The organism is Methylobacterium mesophilicum SR1.6/6, from assembly GCF_000364445.2.
GTDB classification, from domain to species: Bacteria; Pseudomonadota; Alphaproteobacteria; order Rhizobiales; family Beijerinckiaceae; genus Methylobacterium; species Methylobacterium mesophilicum_A.
Map to the genome: position 1 here is coordinate 1,034,461 of NZ_CP043538.1, position 20,735 is coordinate 1,055,195.

Annotated in this window: 18 protein-coding genes and 1 pseudogene; 3 read left to right on the plus strand and 16 right to left on the minus strand. The window is 70.4% G+C overall.

The features are described from left to right. Nucleotides 1–5: 5 nt before the first annotated feature. The 9 genes and pseudogenes from MMSR116_RS04740 to MMSR116_RS04780 all read right to left on the minus strand — a co-directional run bounded on the left by MMSR116_RS04740 (nucleotide 6) and on the right by MMSR116_RS04780 (nucleotide 7,694). Nucleotides 6–1,730 (minus strand): L-aspartate oxidase, encoded by a 1,725-nt coding sequence (locus MMSR116_RS04740; protein WP_010685104.1) that lies wholly within the window; start codon nucleotides 1,728–1,730, stop codon nucleotides 6–8. After that, a complete protein-coding gene (locus MMSR116_RS04745) occupies nucleotides 1,727–2,338 on the minus strand; it encodes a fumarate hydratase C-terminal domain-containing protein (RefSeq protein ID WP_010685105.1) in 612 nt (203 codons plus the stop codon). The genes MMSR116_RS04740 and MMSR116_RS04745 overlap by 4 nt, the downstream gene beginning before the upstream one ends. Nucleotides 2,339–2,348: 10 nt before the next feature. Next, nucleotides 2,349–3,221, minus strand: a complete 873-nt coding sequence (locus tag MMSR116_RS04750) for a fumarate hydratase (RefSeq protein WP_010685106.1) — start codon at nucleotides 3,219–3,221, stop codon at nucleotides 2,349–2,351. Nucleotides 3,222–3,262: 41 nt separating this feature from the next. Next, nucleotides 3,263–3,640, minus strand: a complete 378-nt coding sequence (locus MMSR116_RS04755) for a succinate dehydrogenase, cytochrome b556 subunit (RefSeq protein ID WP_010685107.1) — start codon at nucleotides 3,638–3,640, stop codon at nucleotides 3,263–3,265. Then, nucleotides 3,637–3,966 carry a succinate dehydrogenase/Fumarate reductase subunit gene (locus MMSR116_RS04760; RefSeq protein ID WP_010685108.1) on the minus strand — a complete coding sequence of 110 codons (330 nt, stop codon included), beginning with the start codon at nucleotides 3,964–3,966 and terminating at the stop codon, nucleotides 3,637–3,639. Before MMSR116_RS04760 ends, MMSR116_RS04755 begins: the two co-directional genes overlap by 4 nt. Further along, a complete protein-coding gene (locus MMSR116_RS04765) occupies nucleotides 3,963–4,715 on the minus strand; it encodes a succinate dehydrogenase/fumarate reductase iron-sulfur subunit (RefSeq protein WP_010685109.1) in 753 nt (250 codons plus the stop codon). The genes MMSR116_RS04760 and MMSR116_RS04765 overlap by 4 nt, the downstream gene beginning before the upstream one ends. After that, nucleotides 4,712–5,734 carry an ABC transporter substrate-binding protein gene (locus MMSR116_RS04770; protein ID WP_010685110.1) on the minus strand — a complete coding sequence of 341 codons (1,023 nt, stop codon included), beginning with the start codon at nucleotides 5,732–5,734 and terminating at the stop codon, nucleotides 4,712–4,714. The genes MMSR116_RS04765 and MMSR116_RS04770 overlap by 4 nt, the downstream gene beginning before the upstream one ends. A gap of 271 nt (nucleotides 5,735–6,005) precedes the next feature. After that, a pseudogene (locus MMSR116_RS04775) lies at nucleotides 6,006–6,931 on the minus strand (ABC transporter permease). Further along, a complete protein-coding gene (locus tag MMSR116_RS04780; RefSeq protein ID WP_010685112.1) occupies nucleotides 6,924–7,694 on the minus strand; it encodes an ABC transporter ATP-binding protein in 771 nt (256 codons plus the stop codon). The pseudogene MMSR116_RS04775 and the gene MMSR116_RS04780 overlap by 8 nt, the downstream one beginning before the upstream one ends. 389 nt (nucleotides 7,695–8,083) lie before the next feature. Here MMSR116_RS04780 and MMSR116_RS04785 point away from each other — a divergent pair, with 389 nt between their 5' ends. Next, a complete protein-coding gene (locus MMSR116_RS04785; protein ID WP_010685113.1) occupies nucleotides 8,084–9,775 on the plus strand; it encodes a methyl-accepting chemotaxis protein in 1,692 nt (563 codons plus the stop codon). Nucleotides 9,776–9,811: 36 nt separating this feature from the next. On the opposite strand, the gene MMSR116_RS04790 is transcribed toward MMSR116_RS04785, so the two are convergent. From MMSR116_RS04790 to MMSR116_RS04820, 7 genes are all read right to left on the minus strand, one after another. Next, entirely contained in the window at nucleotides 9,812–10,939 is a 1,128-nt protein-coding gene (locus tag MMSR116_RS04790; RefSeq protein WP_010685114.1) for an amidohydrolase/deacetylase family metallohydrolase, read from the minus strand. Nucleotides 10,940–10,976: 37 nt separating this feature from the next. Further along, on the minus strand, nucleotides 10,977–11,987 hold the full coding sequence (locus MMSR116_RS04795; RefSeq protein ID WP_010685115.1) for an ABC transporter ATP-binding protein: 1,011 nt from the start codon (nucleotides 11,985–11,987) through the stop codon (nucleotides 10,977–10,979). Then, nucleotides 11,984–12,994, minus strand: a complete 1,011-nt coding sequence (locus MMSR116_RS04800) for an ABC transporter ATP-binding protein (protein WP_010685116.1) — start codon at nucleotides 12,992–12,994, stop codon at nucleotides 11,984–11,986. The genes MMSR116_RS04795 and MMSR116_RS04800 overlap by 4 nt, the downstream gene beginning before the upstream one ends. Next, a complete protein-coding gene (locus MMSR116_RS04805) occupies nucleotides 12,994–13,905 on the minus strand; it encodes an ABC transporter permease (RefSeq protein ID WP_039893924.1) in 912 nt (303 codons plus the stop codon). The genes MMSR116_RS04800 and MMSR116_RS04805 overlap by 1 nt, the downstream gene beginning before the upstream one ends. Before the next feature lie 59 nt (nucleotides 13,906–13,964). Beyond that, on the minus strand, nucleotides 13,965–14,906 hold the full coding sequence (locus MMSR116_RS04810; RefSeq protein ID WP_010685118.1) for an ABC transporter permease: 942 nt from the start codon (nucleotides 14,904–14,906) through the stop codon (nucleotides 13,965–13,967). A 115-nt stretch (nucleotides 14,907–15,021) separates the two neighbouring features. Next, nucleotides 15,022–16,608 carry an ABC transporter substrate-binding protein gene (locus MMSR116_RS04815; RefSeq protein ID WP_010685119.1) on the minus strand — a complete coding sequence of 529 codons (1,587 nt, stop codon included), beginning with the start codon at nucleotides 16,606–16,608 and terminating at the stop codon, nucleotides 15,022–15,024. Between the two features lie 496 nt (nucleotides 16,609–17,104). Further along, nucleotides 17,105–18,382: a polyhydroxyalkanoate depolymerase gene (locus MMSR116_RS04820; protein WP_039893927.1), complete on the minus strand. Its 1,278-nt coding sequence runs from the start codon at nucleotides 18,380–18,382 to the stop codon at nucleotides 17,105–17,107. 296 nt (nucleotides 18,383–18,678) lie between these two features. Between MMSR116_RS04820 and MMSR116_RS04825 the strand changes: the two genes are divergently transcribed. Then, complete coding sequence (locus tag MMSR116_RS04825; RefSeq protein ID WP_010685121.1) at nucleotides 18,679–20,064, plus strand: ActS/PrrB/RegB family redox-sensitive histidine kinase; 1,386 nt, start codon at nucleotides 18,679–18,681, stop codon at nucleotides 20,062–20,064. A 45-nt stretch (nucleotides 20,065–20,109) separates the two neighbouring features. After that, nucleotides 20,110–20,709 (plus strand): ActR/PrrA/RegA family redox response regulator transcription factor, encoded by a 600-nt coding sequence (locus MMSR116_RS04830; RefSeq protein ID WP_010685122.1) that lies wholly within the window; start codon nucleotides 20,110–20,112, stop codon nucleotides 20,707–20,709. Nucleotides 20,710–20,735 lie beyond the last annotated feature (26 nt).

The following is a 20,735-nucleotide window of genomic DNA, read 5'->3' on the forward strand; positions in this document are numbered from 1 at the left end:
CCACCTCAGGCGGCCGCGTCGAGGAGGGAGCCCCCCGGCCGGACATGGGTGAAGTGCACCGGCTCCATCGCGAGGTCGAGGGCGCCGCCGCGCTGGCGCACCACGGTGAAGTGCGAGGTCGCGAGATCCGAGGCCTCCGGGAAATCCTCGCGGAAATGGGCGCCGCGGCTGTCGGTGCGGGCGAGCGCCGCCCGGGCGACGGCCTGCGAGACCAGGACGAGGTTCTCGAGGTTCAGCCGGTCCATCCAGGTGAGCGCGTAGCGGCGGTCGCCGTCCGGCGCGCCGGCCTGGGCGACCGCGTCGGAGAGCCCGTCGAGGGTGGCGAGCGCCCTTGTGAGGCCGGCCGCGTCCCGCAGGATGCCGACATCGGCCCACATCGTCTCGTAGAGCGCCTCGCGGATCTCCGGCAGCGACTCCGCCGGCCGGCCGAGCGGGCCGTAGGCGCGGGCGAGGCCCGCCTCGATGGCGGCGGGATCGGGCTCGGCGAGGCGCCCCTCGCGCCGCACGGCCCGCGCCATGGACTGGCCGGCCAAGCCTCCGAACACCGTGGAGTTCGCCACGCCGTTGCCGCCCAGCCGGTTCGCCCCGTGGACGCCGCCGGTATCCTCGCCGGCAGCGTAAAGGCGCGGCAGCGCCGTGGTGCAGTCGACCGCGAACTGGAGGCCGCCCATCATGTAATGGGCCGTGGGGATGACCTCGACGAGCCCGCCCGCGAGATCGAAGCCGCAATCGGCGCAGCGCTCGACCATGCCCTTGAACCGGCGGCGCACGTCGTCGGGACCGAGGTGGCTCATCTGGATGTGGACGCCCCCGCTCGGCGTGGCGAAGCCCTCACGCAGCCGCCGCATGATCGAGCGGCTGACCACGTCCCGGGTCGCCCGCTCGGCCCGCGGGTCGTAGGCCTCCATGAAGCGCTGGCCGGTGGAATCGAGGAGCCAGCCGCCGGCCCCGCGCAGGCCCTCCTCCAGCACCGTCCCGGTCATGCGGGTGCCGGCGCCGGCGAGCAGCCCGGTCGGGTGGAACTGCACCATCTCCATGTCGCGCAACGGCAGCCCGGCGCGCAAAGCCATGGCGAGCCCGTCGCAGGACTTGTCGCCGGACGGCGTGTGGTACTTGTACATGGTCGGCCCGCCGCCGGTGGCGAGCAGCACGGCCTTCGCCCGCACCAGCTTCGGTTCGCCGGTGCGCATGTCGAGCATCAGCACGCCCGCCAGCCCCGACCCGTCCCGGGCGGGGATCAGCTCCAGGGCGCGATGATCCTCCAGGCGGCGCACGTCCCGGCGCCAGACCTGCTCGGACAGGCGGTTGATGATCTCGATGCCGGTGAGGTCGCCCTTGTGCACCGTCCGGTCGAAGGTCTGGCCGGCGAAGGCCTTCTGGTGGACGCTGCCGTCCGGGTTGCGGTCGAAGAAGCAGCCGAGCTCGGTCTCCATCTCGCGGATCCGCACCTGCGCCTCGGTGACGAGCGTCCAGGCGAGTCCCTGGTCGTTCAGCCACTTGCCGCCCTCGATCGTGTCCATGAAGTGCCGCTCGACCGAGTCGCCCGGCGCCAGCGCCACGTTGTAGCCGCCCTGGACCATGCGGGTGCAGCCGCATTTCCCCAGCAGACCCTTCACCGCGACGGTGACGTCGAGGTCCGGCGCGACCTTCTTGGCGTGGAGCGCCGCGAACAGCCCGGCCCCGCCGGAGCCGAGGATCAGGATGTCGGTCTCGACCTGTTCGGGGCTCATCGGGCGTCCTCGAGGGAGGCGATGACGGCGTCGCGCCGGGCGGCCACGTCGCGCTGGACGTCGGCGAAGAGCGAGCCGCCGTGGGAATCCATGCCGACCAGCAGCGGCCCGAAATCGCGGATCGCGAACTGCCACAGGCTCTCGGGGTGGAGGTCGTCGAGATCGACGTCCACGATGGTCTCGATCCAGGTGGTCTCCAAAGCCGCCGCGCCGCCGACGATCGCCAGGTAGGCGCCGCCGCGCCGGGCGAAGGCGTCGAGGGTCGCCGGACCCATGCCGCCCTTGCCGACGATGAGGCGCACGCCCTCGCGCTCCATCAGGGCGTCGGTGAAGCGCTCCATGCGCATCGACGTGGTGGTGCCGATGCAGAACGGCGCGAAGCCGACCGGCGCCTCGTTGGAGACCGGGACGCGGTGGACGTTCGGCGCGGTGTGGATCACCGCGTGGCCGTCGAGGTCGAGCCGGGTGCGGCGGTCCCGGTCGAACATGTGGATCAGGGTCGCGTCGCGGATGCCGAACAGCCAGCGCCGCAGGGTGACGGTGTCGCCGATCCGGAGCGCCCGGATCTCGGGCTCAGTGGCCGGCATGTCGAGGACGTGGTGGGCCACGGTCTGCTCCTCAATCGAACGCGATGCCGCCGGGCGTGAGCGTCGCGCGGGCGCGGCGGGCGGAGTGGCACTGGATGTTCACGGCGACCGGGTTCTGGGTGATGTGGGTCGCGGCGAGCTCGACATGGACGGCGAAGCTCGTCGACCGGCCCCCGAGCCCCTGCGGGCCGATGCCGAGCTCGTTCACCGCCCGCGACAGCTCGGCCTCGATCCGGGCGCCTTCGGGATCGGAGCAGACCGAGCGCAGCGGCCGGGTCGCCGCCACCTTGGCCAGATGCATGCACAGGTCGGAGGTGCCGCCGAGCCCGACGCCCACGATGGTCGGCGGGCAGACCCGGCCGCCCAGCTCGATCACCCGGTCGATGACGAAGCGCTTGGCCGCGCCGATCCCGTCCGAGGGCAGCAGCATCTGCAGGAACGAGCCGTTCTCGGAGCCGGAGCCCTTCGGGATCATCTCCACCGCCACGGTCTCGGGCCGGTCGTCGAAGTCGACGTGGATGATCGGCACGCGGATGCCGCAGGAGGTCTGCTCGTTCTTGCGGGTGATCGGGTGGACCACCGAGGAGCGTAAGGAAAACTCCTTCGTGGCCCGTTCGCAGCCGCGCCGGATCGCGGCCTTCAGGGCGGCGCCGTCGACGCGCACGTCGGCGCCGATGACGACGTTGTAGATCGGGATGCCGGTATCCTGGCAGAGGATATTTTTCGTGCGCTCCGCGACCGCGACGTTCTCCACCATCGTGTCGAGGATGGCGCGGCCGGTGGCGCTGGTCTCGGCCCGCTGCAGGTCGGCGAAGCCGGCCTTGATGTCGGGGGGCAGGATCTTCAGGGCGCGGACGTAGAGGTCGCGGCAGACCTCCTCGAATTCGCGGATGTCGAGATCCATGGCGGGTCTCCGCTGGCGAGGACGATGGGCAGGGGCGACGGTCAGGCCCCGCTCAGGAGGAACAGCAGGCCGACCGCGAAGGCGGTGGCGAGGCAGCCCGACACGACGAGCGCATTGCGCTCGCGGAAGCGCAGCCACTCGATGGCGAGGACCCGCAGGCCGAGCGCCATGTGGACGGCCAGCGCGCAGACGAGGCCCCATTCGGCCGTGCGGACGAAGCCGTTATGGGTGAGGCCGAGGAAGCTCTCGAGCCGGTCGGCGCCCTGGAGCGCGGTGCCGAGCGCGATGAAGTGCATCGGCAGGAACAGCGCGAGGGCGATGCCCGAGAGCCGGTGGATCAGCGCGGCGGCGAAGCCGGGCCTGCGCAGGGACGCGCGGGTGATGCCGGTCCGCCCGGCCGTGGGCGTGGCGGTCCTCATGCCACGTACACCGCGACTGCCGCCCGCAGGCCCAGACCGGCGAGCAGGGCCGAGAGAGCGATCATGGCGAGATCGAGGGAGCGGCCGCGCCAGCCGGTCCACTCGCGCAGGATGCTGCGCAGGCCGATCGGGGCGTGGATCGCGGCGGCCAGAACGAAGACCGCGTAGAACAGCAGGAAAGCGAGGTTGCCGTGCGTCCGGCCCAGGATCTCGCCCGCCGTGAGCCCGCCGCGCACCGCGTAGAGGATCGTGCCGAGATGGACCGCGACCGTGACCGCCAGGATCGCCGCGGTGCCGCGCTGGGCGAGGTAAAGGAGCGGGCTCATCCGCGCCTCCAGAACCGGCGCAGCGCCGCCTTGCCGGTCTCACGCTTCAGGCCCGCGATCGAGAAGGTCGGGCTCAGGCCTTTCGGGCAATGCTCGGTGCAGCTCATGTGGCTGTGGCAGGAATGGCAGCCGGCATCGCCCGCCACGGCGGCGAGCCGATCCCGGTCGCGGTCGCGCACGTCGTTGACCAGCGTCCAGGCCCGGTTGAGGGCCGCCGGCCCCAGATAGTCGGGGCTCCACGTCACCAGATCGCAGGCGGCGTGGCAGACGCCGCAATTGATGCACTCGATGCCGGCATCGACCTCCTGGCGGGCGGGCGAATCCGGCGCGACCGTCGCGAAATCGTCGGGCGGGTTCTCGCCCGGCTCGAAATAGCCGTGGGCCCGGCGCCACTTCTCGAAGAAGGGCTCCATGTCGACCGCGAGATCCTTCACCACCGGCAGGTTGCGCAGGGGCTCGAGGGTCAGCACCCCGTCCGGCGCCACCGCGGCGACCCGGGTGCGGCAGGTCCAGCGCGGACGCCCGTTCACCGTCATGCCGCAGGAGCCGCACATGCCGACCCGGCAGGCGAAGCGGTAGGCGAGCGTCGGGTCCTGGTCGCGCTGGATCTCGGTGACGACGTCGAGCACCGTCTGGTTGGCCCGGCGCGGCACCACGTAGTCCGCGACCCCATCGCCCCGCTGGACCCGCACCCGCAGCGCCTCGGTCGCGCTCTGCCCGACGGCGGCATGATCGACGGGGGCCGTCACCGCGTGGCCTCCTTCGGGGCATCGCCCGTCGCCGGCGCGGGGAAGAACAGCTCGGCGTCGCTGGAGGCCGTGGCGGAGACCAGTCCGGCGCGGTTCATGTACGCGAGATAGTCGGTCATGCGCTGGGGCTTGGTGGTCCAGACATTCTGCGGGGCGCGGATGAGGGCTTCCGCCTCCTCCGGCGAGATCTTCGCGCCTTCCGCCTTGATCCAGAGCGCCGCGGCCTTCGCGGGATCGTCCCGGATCAGCTTCAGGCTGTCCTCCAGGGCCGCCAGGAAGGACGCGGTGACCTTGGGATTGGCCGTGACGAAGCGGCCGGAGGCCCAGACGAGGTTGAAAGTGTGGGGACCGCCCATGACGTCGTAGCTGTCGAGCACCTTGTGCGCCCGCGGGTCCTTCAGCTCCATCTCCTGGAAGGGCGGGGAGCCGAAATGCGCCGTGATCTCCGAGCGCCCCCCCATCAGGGCGGTCTGCGCGTCGGGGTGCCCCATCGAGACGGTGAGCGGATCGAGCTTGGCCTGCTGGCCGGGCCCGAAGGCCTTCTCGGCGGCCATCTGCAGGGTGATCGCCTGGATCGAGGTCTTGGCGGTCGGCAGCGCGATCTTGTCCTGGGGGCCGAAATCCTTGATCGACTTGACCGCAGGATTGGTGGTCACCAGCCAGAGCGGCATCGCGTTCAGCGCCGCCACGCCCTTGACCTTGATGTTCCCCTGGGTCCGGCCCCAGATCGTCAGGAACGGCCCCACGCCGCCGGAGGCGAAGTCGAGGTTGCCGGAGAGCAGGGCCTCGTTCATCCCCGAGCCGCCGGTGAACCGCAGCCACTCGGCCTTCAGGTCGAGGCCTCGCCCCTTGGCCTGCTTTTCGAGCAGCCCCTCCTCCTCCATCACCGTCAGAGGCAGGTAGGAGATCCCGAACTGTTTCGCGAGTCGGACGGTCGAGACCTCGGCGCGGGCGGCACCGATCGTCACGCACAGGGCCGCGACTGTCCCGATGAGCCGGATGATGCCCCGTGCCGTCATGGCGTTCCTCACCAGTTGTTGCGCCGCTCTCGTCTCTCGCGAGTTCGTCGGCGTCGGGTCGAGGATACGCCCGGCGCGAAGTCTGTCAACACTCATGTGTCATATACATGACTTGCCGCAGCCGAAGGCGGGGAGGGCGCCCGATTGCGCGCGATCGTCCGTGGATGGACTGAGCGGAGGCGCGCCTTCGGAACGGCTCGACGCGCGCGCCGCGAAGTCATCGCGCGCGGAATGCGACGTACGCGCCCGACGATCGGCCTGCTCCCGCCGCTCAGGCCTGCATGCCCCAGCGCTGGACGGTGCGGCGCTCGATGGTCTGGAAGATCAGGTTCTCGACCACGAGGCCGATCAGGATGACGGTGAGCAAGCCGGCGAACACGTTCGGGATGTCGAGCATGTTCTTGTTCTCGAAGATGAACCAGCCCAGCCCCCCGCCCCGGACGACACGCCGAACACCAGCTCGGCCGCGATCAGGGTGCGCCACGCGAACGCCCAGCCGACCTTCAGGCCGGTCAGGATCGAGGGGAACGCCGCCGGGATCAGGATCTTGCCGATCAGCCCCGGGCCCGACAGCCCGTAGTTGCGCCCGACCATCTTCAGCGTCCGGCTCACCGACAGGAAGCCCGAATGCGTGTTGAGCGCGATCGCCCAGGTCACCGAGTGCACCAGCACGAAGATCAGGCTGCCGTTGCCCAACCCGAACCAGATCAGCGCCAGCGGCAGCAGCGCGATCGCCGGCAAGGGATTGAACATCGACGTCAAGGTCTCGAGGAAGTCGGTCCCGATCCGCGACGCGATGGCGACGCCGGTGAGCAGCGTCGCCAGCGCGACGCCCGCGGCGTAGCCCATCAGCAGCACCTTCAGCGACACCCAGGCGCGCGCCGGCAGCGTGCCGTCCATGATGCCGCGCACGAACGCCTCCACGGTGGCGGTGAAGGTCGGGAACAAAAGGTCGTTGTCGAGGTAGCGCCCGTAGGCCTCCCAGATCCCGGCCAGCAGCGCCAGGATCAGCAGCTTGCGCAGCCACGCCTGGTTGTACAGCCGCTCGGCCCACGACAGCTTCTTCTCCACCACCGTGGCGCCGTGGGCGTGGCCGGTCTCGCGCACGATCTCGGGCCGGGGCGGGTCCGCAAGGGTGGGCCGCGGCGGCACCGTCCCCGGCCGGGGCGCGTCCGTCAGGGCTTGCGCGCTAGACATTCTCCGCCTCCTGGATCTCCTCCGAGAACAGCATCTGCTGGATCCGGCCCTCCAGCCGCAGCGCCGCCTCCGGGCTGTCGGCGCTGTTGAGCTCGGCCTTGACCTCGCCCGGGTGCGGCGAGAGCAGCAGGATGCGCGAGCCGACCTTGATCGCCTCGGGGATCGAGTGGGTGACAAACAGCACGGTGAAGCGCGTGCCCTCCCACAGCGCCAGCAGCTCGTCCTGCATGCGCCGCCGCGTGAGCGCGTCGAGCGCCGCGAACGGCTCGTCCATCAGCAGGATGTCGGGCTCCATGGCCATGCCGCGGGCGATGGCCACGCGCTGCTTCATCCCGCCCGAGAGCGTGTGCGGATAGCTGTCGGCGAACTTGGTCAGGTTGACCTTGTCGATGTACAGGTTGGCCCGCTCCAGGGCCGCGCGGCCCTTCAGCCGGCCCGAGGCCTCGAGGGCAAACACCACGTTCTGCCGCACCGTCTTCCACGGCAGCAGCTGGTCGAACTCCTGGAACACCATCATCCGGTCGGGCCCGGGCTCGGTGACCGCCTGACCCTTCAGGCGGATCTCGCCTTCCGTCGGCGCCATGTAGCCGCCCACCGCCTTGAGCAGCGTCGACTTCCCGCAGCCCGACGGACCCAGAAGCACGAACCGGTCCCCCGGCCAGACCCGGAAGCTCACCCGGTAGGTGGCCGTGACGAGATGCTCGGGCGTCTTGTAGCGGAGCGTGACGCCGTCCACCTCCAGAAGAGGCTGACCCGTGTCCATCCTTCCTCCCTGCCGCCGCGGCTTGGGCCACGTTTCGTTGGCGGCCCGGATATGGTCCGGGCTTCACGGAAATGTGTATCGGTCGCACTCGGAGGCTGTAAAGGCGCTCACGCCCCGCGCGGCCCGCTTTGCGCCGCATCTGTCACGGCGGCCGAAGACGCTGTATCGACCATTAATATTCGTTTCTCGTCTAGTTTTCATATATTGAAGGCATTATTCAGATCACAATACTGCAAATGTTATAAGGTATTGATCTCTTCCGACTTAAGCCGCTCATTTAGCGATCACCGTGGAAGTATTTTCTTAAAAGGTATCTTTCATCAATTCGCCGCATGGTGATGCACGCAATCCGATTGGTTCGGATCGATAGAAATCTTCGGGGTCCCTCCATGCGGTTTCAGTTATCCATCAAGGCATCCCTGATCGGAGCCTTCGGCTGTCTCGCCCTCATCGCCGCGGGACAGGGGACTCTCTCGCTGACCAAGCTGTCCGGCATCCGCTACTCTGTGAACGAGGTGACGAAGAACTGGCTGCCCTCGGTGCTGATCCTCGGAACGATCCAGAACGACGTGGCCGACATCCGCGTCAAACAATTCCGCATGCTGACCTTCAACGTCACACCCGAGCAGCGTGCCGACAACCAGAACCTGCAGGCGACTGCCATGGCCAAGCTCGCGGCCGACCGGGCGATCTACGAGCCCATGATCTCCTCGCCGGAGGAGCGGGCCCTGTGGGAGGCGTTCAGCGGGCTCTGGGCGCAGTACGAGGAATCCAACCGCGCGATGGCCCAGCTCCTCGAGCAGGGCCGGCCCGCGGAGGCGCTGGCGCTGATCGGCAGCCGCGCGCAGCTCGACCTGTACAATCGCATGCGCGAGGCCCTTGGGTCGGACGCGGAGCTGAACAACCGCAGCGCCCATCAGGAGACCAGCTCCGCCCTGACGCAGGCCGAGGCCGCCATGGTCGCCGCCTACGTGGCGGTGGCGTTCGCGGTGGCGGCAGCGCTCGCGGCGTCCCTGTTCGGGATGCTGCGGGTCTCGCGTCCGATCACGGTCATCACGCAGGCCATGGCGGTCCTGGCCCGCGGCGACGCGGCCGCCGCGGTGCCGTACCGGGACCGCCGGGACGAGATCGGCGCCATGGCGTCCGCCGTGCAGGTGTTCAAGGACAACCTGATCCGCACCCGGGCGCTGGAGGCGGAGACCGCCGAGGCGCGGCTCGCCGCCGAGGAGCAGCGCCGAAGTGGCATGCGCCAGATGGCCGACAGCTTCGAGCGGGCGGTCGGCGGCATCATCGGCCTCGTCTCGTCCTCCGCCACCGAGCTGCAGGCCACCGCGGGCTCGATGTCGGCCATGGCCAGCCAGACCTCGGCCCAGTCCACCACCGTGGCGGCGGCGGCCGAGGAGGCGGCCTCGAACGTCAACACGGTGGCGGCCGCGGCCGAGGAACTCGGCTCTTCCGTGCAGGAGATCGGCCGGCAGGTGGACGGCTCGGCCGACCTCGCCCGGCGCGCCGTGAGCGAGGTCGGCCGGACCGGCGCACTGGTGCAGGAACTGAGCGCGGCGGTCACCCGCATTGGCGACGTGGTCGGGCTGATCTCGTCGATCGCCGGGCAGACGAACCTGCTGGCGCTGAACGCCACCATCGAGGCCGCGCGGGCCGGCGCGGCGGGGCGCGGCTTCGCGGTGGTGGCCTCCGAGGTGAAGGCGCTCGCCGAGCAGACCGCCAGGGCCACCGAGGAGATCTCGGGCCAGATCAGCCGGGTCCAGGACTCGACCGGTCAGGCGGTCACGGCGATCGGCTCCATCACGGCGCGGATCCAGGAGATCAGCGGGGTGGCGACCACCATCGCGGCCGCCGTGGAGGAGCAGGGCGCGGCGACGCAGGAGATCGTCCGCAACGTCACGCAGGCGGCGCAGGGCACCGGTGCGGTGACCAGCACCATCACCGGGGTGGCGGGCGCCGCCGAGGAGACCGGGGCGGCGGCGAGCCAGGTGCTGGGCGCGGCCTCCGAGCTGTCGCGCCAGTCCGAGCACCTCGCCGCCGAGGTCGGGCGCTTCCTGGCGACCGTCCGGGCCGCCTGATGTCCTGGGCCGAGGGCATCCGGCTCAGGCCGGGTGTCACCACCGGCCCTTGAGCACCACGCCCTCCGCGGTGATCCTTTGGGCACCCGTCATGTGCTCGCCGCGGGTGTCGACGTAGTCGAAGGCGCCGTCGCGGACCGCCAGCACGGTGGCGTCGCCCAGCGCCCCGACCTTCAGGGTGCCGTACTCCATGCGCTTGAGCGCCACCGCGGCGTTCACCGTGGAGGCGGCGATGACGTCGGTGAGGCTCATGCCGAGGCAGAGCATCTTCGACATGGTGGTGACCTGATCGAAGGCCGGCCCCTCGATGCAGAGCTGGTGCACGTCGGACGAGATCGTGTCCGGCAGGAAGCCGCCGGCCAGCATGGCCCGGGCGGTCTTGAAGGCGAACGAGCCCTTGCCGTGGCCGATGTCGAACAGCACGCCCCGCGCCCGCGCCTCGCGGAGCGCCGGCTTCACCGCTCCTTGAGCGGTCACCGGCGAATTCGGGAAGGGCCGGAAGGCGTGGGTCAGCACGTCGCCGGGGCGGAGCATCGCCAGCACCTGCTCGTAGCTCGGCGGCGGCTCGTCGATATGGGCCATGAGCGGCAGGCCGGTCTCCTCCGCCACCTGCAGGGCGATGTCCAGCGGCGCGGTGCCCTGGTCGCCCGAGGCGTGGCGCCCGACCCGGACCTTGATGCCGACGATCACGTCCCGGTTGGCCTCGGCGACCTCGACCGCCTCCCGGGGCGCCATGAGCCGCGGGTCCTCGCTCTCGCCGACCATGACGGTCTTCGAGAAGCCGAAGATGCCCGCGAAGGAGACGTGCAGGTAGGCGAGGATCCGCGCCTGCGACCGCTCGATCACGTGACTGCGGAAGCCCGCGAAATTGCCCGGCCCGGCGCTGCCGGTATCGACCGAGGTGGTGACCCCGGAGGTCCGGCAGAATGCGTCGGCGTCGATGCCGAGCGAGGTGCCGCCCCAGTAGACATGGGTGTGCAGGTCGATCAGGCCCGGCGCGACGATGGCGCCGTCCATGTCGCGGACCTGCGTGCCCGGTCCCGCCGGCAGGTCGCGGCCGAAGCCCGAGACGCGGCCGTCCGCGAAGGCGACGTCGCAGATTCCGTCGTGGTTCTGCGACGGGTCGATGACCCGCGCGCCCTTCAGGATGAGGTCGTGCGGCACGGAAGGCTCCGGATGTGTTTCGCGGGACGCTCAACCGTCATGCCGCCCGAGCGACCGCGTCGTTGAGGTGGCAGGCGGCAAGGTGGCCGGCGCCCACAGGATCCAGCGCCGGCACCTCGGTCCGGCAGCGGTCGAAGGCGTGCGGGCAGCGGGTGTGGAAGCGGCAGCCCGACGGCGGGTTGATCGGGCTCGGCACGTCCCCCTTGAGCACGATCCGGGTGCGCCCGGCCCCGGGCTCGGGGATCGGCACCGCCGAGAGCAGGGCCTGGGTGTAGGGATGCTTCGGCGCCAGGAAGATGTCCCGGCGCGGACCGATCTCGACGATCTTGCCGAGATACATCACCGCCACCCGGTGGGTCATGTGCTCGACGATGGCGAGGTCGTGCGAGATGAACAGCATCGCGAGGTCGAGCTCGCGCTGCAGGTCGCGCAGCAGATTGACGATCTGCGCCTTGACCGAGACGTCGAGCGCCGAGACGGCCTCGTCGCAGATGATCAGGTCCGGCTCGGCGGCGAGCGCCCGGGCGATGCCGATGCGCTGGCGCTGGCCGCCCGAGAACTCGTGCGGGAAGCGCCCGAGCGCCTCGCGCGGCAGGCCGACCCGCTCCATCAGGCTGGCCAGCCGACTCTCCAGATCGGCGGCGTTGCGGGCCAGCCCGAAATTGCGGATCGGCTCGGCCAGGATCGCCCGAACCCGCATCCGCGGATTGAGCGACGAGAACGGGTCCTGGAACACCATCTGGATGTGGCGCCGCAGGGGCCGGAGCGTCCCGGCCGAGAGGTCGTCGATGCGCTTCCCGTCGAGCACCACCTGGCCGGCGGTGGGGGCGTAGAGCCGCATCAGCGCCTTGGCGACGGTGGACTTGCCGCAGCCGGACTCGCCGACGAGCGACAGGGTCTCGCCGCGGGCGACCGTGAAGGACAGGCCGTCCACCGCCTTGAGCACCCGGGTCTGCCGGCCGAGCAGGCCGCCGCCGAGGGAAAAATGCTTCTTGAGGTCGTTGACCTCCAGCAGGGTGCGGCCGGCGGGTGCGGGCGTGGCGCTCATGCCGCGAGGGCGTCCTTCGGCGCGTAGTGGCAGGCGGCGAGGTGGCCCGGCGCCTTCGGCTCCAGGGCCGGGGCGTAGGCGCGGCACAGGTCGGTGACCTCCGGGCAGCGCCCGGCGAAGACGCAGCCCTCGATCCGGCCCTTCAGGCTCGGCACCATGCCGGGGATCTCGGCGAGCCGCGCGTCGGCCCCGTGCTCGACCGCGCCGAGCTTCGGTACCGCCCCCATCAGGCCGCGGGTGTAGGGGTGGCGCGGCGCCCGGAACAGGTCGCGGACCGGCGCCTCCTCGACCTTGCGGCCGGCATACATCACCACCACCCGGTCGGCGACCTCGGCCACCACGCCGAGATCGTGGGTGATCAGCATGATGGCGGCGCCGACCCGGGCCTTCAGGTCGCGCATCAGGTCGAGGATCTGGGCCTGGATGGTCACGTCCAGCGCCGTGGTCGGCTCGTCGGCGATCAGGAGCTTGGGCGAGCAGGCGAGCGCGATGGCGATCATCACCCGCTGGCGCATGCCGCCGGAGAGCTGGTGCGGGTATTCCCGCACCCGGCGCTTCGGCTCGGGGATGCCGACCAGCGTCAGCATCTCCACGGCCCGCGCCTCGGCCTCGCGCCGGCCGAGGCCCTGGTGCAGGCGCAGGGTCTCGCCGATCTGGCGGCCGACCGTCAGCACCGGGTTCAGCGAGGTCATCGGCTCCTGGAAGATCACGCTGATGTCGTTGCCGCGGATCTTGCGCATGGCGCTGTTGGGCAGGTCGAGGAGGTTCCTGCCCTCGAACTTGATGGCGCCGGCGATGCGGGCCGGCGGCTCGGGCAGGAGCCGCAGGATCGACATCGAGGTCACCGACTTGCCGCAGCCGGACTCGCCCACGATCGCCAGGGTCTCGCCCGACTGGATCGCGAACGAGACCCCGTCCACCGCCCGGTTCACCCCGTCGGGGGTGCGGAAATGGACCTGCAGGTTCTCGATCGACAGGAGGGGGGTGCCGCTCACGCCGGTGCTCATCAGACGTCCTTGGCCATGCGGGGATCGAGGGCGTCGCGCAGGCCGTCGCCGACGAGGTTCACGGCGAGCACCGTCATCGAGAGGAAGATGGCCGGGAACAGGATGATGTAGAACTTCACCTGCCAGAGCGCCCGGCCCTCGGCCATGATGTTGCCCCAAGACGGCGTCGAGGGCGGGACGCCCGCGCCGATGAACGACAGGATCGCCTCCGTGATCATCGCGGAGGCGCAGATGTAGGTCGCCTGCACGGTCATGGGCGCCAGCGTGTTGGGCAGGATGTGGCGCCAGATGATCGCCGGCATCCGGGTGCCGGTGGTCACGGCCGCCTCGACGTAGGGTTGTTCGCGCAGCGACAGCACCACGCCGCGCACGAGGCGGGCGACGCGGGGGATCTCCGCGATGGTGATGGCGATGATGACGTTCTGGACCGAGCCGCGGGTCAGCGCCATCAGCGCGATGGCGAGCAGGATCGGCGGGATCGACATCATGCCGTCGACGACCCGCATGACGATCCCGTCGAGCCAGCGCACCATGCCGGAGACGAGCCCGACCGCCAGCCCGGCGACCGAGGCGAGGAACGCCACCGAGAAGCCCACCAGCAGCGAGACCCGCGCCCCGTAGACCACCCGCGAGTAGACGTCGCGGCCGAGCATGTCGGTGCCGAACCAGTATTGCGCGGACGGCACCCGGGTGCGCTTGGCGGGCGCCAGGGCGGTCGGGTCGACGGTGCCGAGATAGGGAGCCAGCACCGCCATCAGGAAGACGATGAGGAGCAGCACGCCGCCGACCACGATGGTGGGGTTGCGGCGCACGTAGGTCCAGACCGGGCCGCGGCGCTTGCGGGCCGGGATGACGTCCGGCAGCGGCGCCGCGACGGCGAGGCCGGGCGGCGGTGCTGCCTTGGCGGTCACGCCCTCGGGCGGGGCGCCCGCCGGCGGGGCGTGGTCGGGGAAGGGCGCGACGGTCGCGGTCAATAGCGGATCCTCGGGTCGAGCACGGTGTAGAAGAGGTCGATGGCGAGGTTCACGAGCACGTAGACGAAGCTGAACAGCAGCACGACGCCCTGGATGACCGGGTAGTCGCGCCGCAGGATCGCGTCGACGGTGAGGCGCCCGAGGCCGGGGATGGCGAAGACCGTCTCGGTCACCACCGCGCCGCCGATCAGCAGGGCGATGCCGATGCCGATGACGGTGACGATCGGCACCGCGGCGTTCTTGAGGGCGTGGACGAACAGGACCGGCCCCTGCGACAGCCCCTTGGCCCGGGCGGTGCGCACGTAATCCTGGCTCAGCACGTCGAGCATGGTGGCCCGCGTCACCCGGGCGATCAGCGCGATGTAGACGAGGCCGAGCGTCACCGCCGGCAGGATCAGGTTGGACAGCCAGGGCCAGAGCCCCTGCTCGATCGGCGTATAGCCCTGGACGGGCAGCCAGCCGAGTTCGAGGGCGAAGACGTAGGCCAGGATGTAGCCGACCACGAAGACCGGCACCGAGAAGCCCGTCACGGCGAGCCCCATGACGAGGCGGTCGATCAGGCTGCCGGCCTTCCAGGCGGCGACGACGCCCAGCGGCACCGCCACCACGATGGCGAAGACCAGGGTGACGAGCATCAGCGAGACGGTGGGCTGCACCCGCTGGCCGATCATGGTGGTGACCGGCAGGTTGGTGAAGATCGAGGTGCCGAGATCCCCGTGGAGGATCTGCCAGGACCATTCCCAGAACCGCACCAGGAACGGCCGGTCGAGGCCGAGCGTGGCGCGGATGCGGGCGACGTCGTCGGGCGTCGCCTGGTCGCCCGCGATGATCGCCGCCGGGTCGCCGGGGGCGAAATAGAGGAGGCTGAAGACGAACAGCCCGACCACCGCCATGACCGGGATGGTGGCGAGGATGCGCCTGCCGATATAGCCGAGCATGGGGCCTCGCTAGGGCGTGGGCGAGAGGGACTGAAGGGCTCGACGCATCCCCCTCCCCCGCAGAGGGGGGAGGGAGCCCGCACCAGGCGTGCCGACCCGACCATCACCCGCCCCCTCACGCCTTCGACACGCCCCAGGTGAAGGGGATCGGCCCCTTCACGATGCCCGAGACGTTCTTCCGCCACGCCTGGTAGCCGAGGAAGAACCCGGTCGGGACGTAGACCACGCCCTCGCAGGCGGCGGCGTTGACCTTGTCGATGGCGGCCTTCTCGGCGGCCGGATCGGCGGCATCGAACCACTCGGCGATGGCGGTCTCCACCGGCGGGATGTTCGGCCAGCCGAACCACGCCTTGTCGCCGCTCGCCCGCACCGCCGGGTAGCCGGCCGGGTTGATGGTGTCGGCGCCGGCGTGCCACGTGTGGAACATGTTCCAGCCGCCCTGGGACGGCGGCGCCTTGGAGGTCCGCCGGGTGCCGGTGGTGCCCCAGTCGGTGGCGACGAAGTCGACGTTGAAGCCCATCTGCTTCAGCAGGTCGGCGGTGATGTCGCCCTGCGCCTTGGTGATCCCCTGGTCCTGGGCCACGATGCAGACCACCGGCTCGCCCTTGTAGCCGGCTTCCTTGAGCAGCTTCTGGCCGAGCTTGATGTCGCCCTTGCCGACATTCTCGCCGCCCGCCTCGCTGTAGAGCGCCGTGCCGGGGGTGAAGAAGCCCGGCAGCTTCTTCCACAGGCTGTCGTCGTCGCCGACGATCGCCCGCATGTAATCCTCTTGGCTCATCGCGGTCATGACCGCCTGCCGGATCTTCGGATTGTCGAAGGGCGGGTACAGGTGGTTCATCCGGAACGACCCGATATTGCCCAGCGGGTCGGCGATATCGACGTTGAGGTTGGCGTTCTTGCGCAGGAGCGGGACGAGGTCGGAGATCGGGTTCTCCCACCAGTCGACTTCGCCGTTCTGCAGGGCCGCCGAGGCGGTGGCCGCGTCCGGCATGATCACCCACTCGACCCGGTCGACCAGCATGCGCTTGCCCCCGGCGAGCCAGGAATTCGGCTCGTCCCGGGGCTTGTAGTCGGCAAACGTCTCGAACACCGCCCGGGCGCCGGGCACCCACTCGTTGCGCACGAACTTCATCGGACCCGAGCCGACATACTCTGTGATCTGGGTGAACGGGTCGGTCTTGGCGATCCGCTCCGGCATCATCAGCGCCATCGGGGCGTTGGTCTTGCCGAGCGCGTAGAGGAGTTTCGGGAACGGCTTCTTGAGGCGCCAGCGGAAGGTCCGGTCGTCGGTCGCCGCGAGTTCGTCCTGGACGCCGCGGATCATGATGCCGATCGGGTCGCGGGCCATCCAGCGGTTGAGGCTCGCCACGATGTCCTTCGCCTGCACCGGCTCGCCGTCATGCCACTTGAGGCCGGGCCGCAGCCGGAAGGTCCAGGTCAGCTTGTCGCCCGAGACCTCCTCGGACTCGACCATCTGGCGCTGCGGCTTCAACTGGTCGTCGACGCCGTACAGCATGTCCCAGACGAGGGTGCCGGCGTTGCGCACCACGTACTGGGTCCCCCAGATGGGATCGAAATTGGCGAGGTTCGCCTGGGGCACGAAGCGCAGCACCTTGGCGCCCTGCGCCAGCGCCGGCCGCGCGAGTTGCGGCGCAGCCATACCGAGCGCAGCCGAGCCCTTGAGAAAGGTCCTGCGGTCCATCGTCGTCTCCCTGGCGGTGCGGATCTCAAGCATCGGCCGCCGGCCCGCACCTTGCGGGCGAGTTTGAACAATTCTTAAGCAGAGGCGCAATGGCCCGGCGTGACAACGGGGCCCGGGCAAGCGTCCGCGCGGCCGTCGGACGGACGGCGTGGGGACTGGCGCGGGCGGCAGGTGGGGTCAGCGGGCTCACGGCGCGCCTCACGCAAACCCCGCGCCAGCACGGCCGCGAGTGCGTTATGTATTCAGGATGACCAAGGGATCATCGGCGCGCGGCGTGGGGCTTTACAGGCGACGGACCGCGACCGGCCCTTCTCCCGAGCGGACTACGCTGTTCGCACATCTCGATCAGGAACAGGCACACACAGCTCCGCTGCTCCCCCTCCCCCGCAGAGGGGGGAGGGAGACCTGCGGAGCCGTCTTGTCCGCTCTCAGAGGAGGTGTGTGAACAGCGAAGCCGACACGGGAGAGGGAACCCACGCTGCGTTCCGCGGCCGCCTCAGCCCACCTGCCGCAGGTGCGCGCCGCGCACGCCCGGATTCGCCTGCATGGCGCGGATGAAGGCGGCGATGCGGGGCGCGATCACCGCCCGGTAGCGGGACCCGTTGAACACGCCGTAATGGCCGACGCCGGCCTGGAGGTGGTAGGCCTTGCGCGCCTCCGGCAGGTTCGGCGTCAGGTCCAAAGCCGCCTTGGTCTGCCCGACGCCCGAGATGTCGTCGTTCTCGCCCTCGACGGCGAGGATGGCGCAGCGGCGGATCGCCCCGAGATCGACGGGCGTACCCCGGTGCGTCATCAGGCCCTTCGGCAGGGCGTGGTCGACGAACACGGTCTGCACGGTCTGGAGGTAGTACTCGGCGGTGAGGTCCATCACCGCGAGGTACTCGTCGTAGAACTCGCGGTGCTTCTCGGCCGAGTCACCGTCGCCCTTCACCAGATGGTCGAACATGTCCGAGTGGGCGGTGACGTGGCGGTCGAGGTTCATCGCCATGAAGCCCGACAGCTGCAGGAATCCCGGATAGACCTGGCGCCAGGCGCCCGGATAGATCGGCGGCACGAGGCTGATCGTGTTCTTCTCGAACCACGCCTGCCCGCGCTCCTGCGCGAGGCAGTTCACCGCGGTGGGCGAGCGGCGCGTGTCGATCGGCCCGCCCATCAGGGTCATGGAGGCCGGCACCGCGGGCTCGTCGGTCGCCTCCATCAGCGCCACCGCGGCGATCACCGGCACCGCCGGCTGGCACACCGCCATCACGTGCAGGTCCGGCCCGAGGACGGCGAACATCTCCTGCAGGTAGTCGATGTAGTCGTCGAGGTCGAACCGTCCGGCGACCACCGGCACCATCCGGGCGTCGGTCCAGTCGGTGATGAACACCCGGTGGTTCGGCAGCATCGCCTCCACGGTGCCGCGCAGCAGCGTGGCGTAGTGGCCCGACATCGGCGCGACGATCAGCAGCTTCGGCTGCGGTTCGGCAGGAGCCGTCGGGAAGGCGCGGTCGAAGGCGATCAGGCGGCAGAACGGCCGCTCCCAGACCACCCGCTCGGTGACCGGCACGGGGGTGCCGTCGACGACCGTCTCGGTGAACCCGAAGGCGGGCTTGCCGTACTGGCGGGTGACGCGCTCGAACATCTCGCAGCCGGCACTGACCGCGCGGGCGTAGGGTCCGTAGGCCAGGGGATTGCCCGGCATCTGCAGCCCGTAGCGCGTAAGGTCCGCGGCGACCCGGGCCGGCGCCATCAGGGCGCGGGCGCCCTCGTACATGGAATAGGCCAGCAGCATCGTCACCTCGCAGTCCTGATCGGGTCGGCGGCATCCAGCCACGCGGCCCATCCCCGTCCAACCCGACACGTTAGGATAATGCTCCACGCTGAATGAAGGCGGAACATCCCGCACCCGCGACGACTTGCCTGAGACAACTTGCCTGTGACCCGTTGCCTGTGACGACGTTAGCCAGCGACGACTCGTCCGAGTCGGCTTGCTGGGATCCCCGCTCCTGCGCCAAGGGGTCGGGATCGCGGAAACGACCCGCGAGAAGCCGGGCGGCGCGTGCCGTCGGGCGCATACCGAACCTGCGCATGCCCGACACCGATCTCAGCGGCCTCGGCCGCGACGCCCGACATCTGCGGCTCGACACCTTCGTCCGCCTGCGCTGGCTCGCCATCACGGGCCAGAGCGCGGCGGTCGTGGGGGCACAGTTCGGCCTCGGCCTGCCGCTCCCCTTCGGCTGGTGCTTCTTGGTGATCGCCACCTCGTCCTGGCTGAACCTCGCCCTGCGGATCCGCTTCCCGGCGAGCTACCGGCTGAGCGACGATTCCGCCGCGCTGCTGCTGGCCTTCGACATCGTGCAGCTCGCCGCCCTCCTGTTCCTCACGGGTGGCCTGCAGAACCCGTTCTCGCTGCTGTTCCTCGCGCCGGTGCTGATCTCCGCCACCGCGCTGCCCCCGGAGCGGACCCTGGCGCTCGGTCTCCTGGCGGTGGGGCTCGCGACGCTGCTGGCCCTGGTGCACCGGCCCCTGCCCTGGTTCGCCGACGGGCGGATCGAGCTGCCGTTCCTGTACGTCTCGGGCGTCTGGACCGCGATCCTGCTCGGCACCGCCTTCACGGGCGTCTACGCGTGGCGGGTGGCGGAGGAGACCCGGCTCCTCGCCCAGGCGCTCGCCGCCACCGAGCTGGTGCTCGCCCGCGAGCAGCACCTCTCGCAGCTCGACGGGCTGGCGGCGGCCGCTGCCCACGAACTGGGCACACCGCTCGGCACCATCATGGTGGTGACCAAGGAGCTGATCCGCCAGCTCGGGCCCACGGCCTCGCCCGCGGTGGCGGAGGATCTCGAGCTGCTGCGCGAGCAGGTCGACCGCTGCCGCGGCATTCTGGGCAAGCTCACCTCCCTCGACGGGGACGGGGCGAACTTCCTCGAGACGGTCACGTTCAGCCACCTCGTGGAGGAGCTGGTCGCCCCGCAGCGCGGGCTCGGCGCCGTCCTGGACGTCACCAGCACGGGCGACGGGCCGGAGCCGGCCTGCCGCCGCAACCCGGGGGTGATGTTCGGCCTCGCCAACATCCTCGACAACGCCGTCGATTTCGCGGAGGCGCGGGTTTCCGTGGAGGGGCGCTGGAGCCAGGAGCGCGTCTGGATCGAGATCCGCGACGACGGGCCGGGCTTCTCCAGCGAGGTGCTGCTGCGGGCGGGCGAGCCCTACGTGACGACCCGCAGCCAGGACCGGCCGCAGACCGGCGGGACCGTGGGGGCCGGGCTCGGCCTCGGGCTGTTCATCGCCAAGACGCTGATCGAGCGCTCGGGCGCCCAGCTGACGCTGACCAACGTCTCGGCGCCGGATGCCCACGGCGCCGTCGTGCGGGTGTCCTGGGCCCGCCACATCTTCGAGCGGGGCGCCGCGCCGCGGCATTCTCCCGAACTCAATATACGCACCCCCCTGCCGCCGCGCGATGCCGTACCTATATAGGGGACAGACCAAGAACCCGACGAAATAACCCGAAAGGAGTGCCGGATGCTCACGCAGACCGGGATTTCGGCGGCGACCGACGCTGCCGTGATCAACGAGGCCGATCCGCTGGCCGCCTTCGCCGACCGCAGCCTTCTGATCGTCGATGACGACAAGCCCTTCTCCACCCGCCTCGCCCGCGCGATGGAGAGCCGCGGCTACCACGTCCAGGTCGCCGACAGCGTGGCCGACGGCGTCTCGGCCGTCGAGGCGCGGGCGCCCGCCTTCGCGGTGATCGACATGCGCCTCGGCGACGGCAACGGCCTCGACGTGATCGCCCGCCTCAAGGAGCGCCGGCCGGAGGCCCGGGGCGTGATCCTGACCGGCTACGGCAACATCGCCACGGCGGTCACCGCGGTGAAGCTCGGCGCCTTCGACTATCTCGCCAAGCCCGCCGACGCCGACGAGATCCACGGCACCCTGATGGCGCAGCCCGGCGAGCGGGCCGACCCGCCGGAGAACCCGATGTCGGCGGACCGCGTCCGCTGGGAGCACATCCAGCGGGTCTACGAGCTGTGCAGCCGCAACGTCAGCGAGACCGCGCGGCGCCTGAACATGCACCGGCGGACGCTGCAGCGGATCCTGGCCAAGCGCGCGCCGCGCTGATCCCCCGGCCGACGCACGGTCGGTTG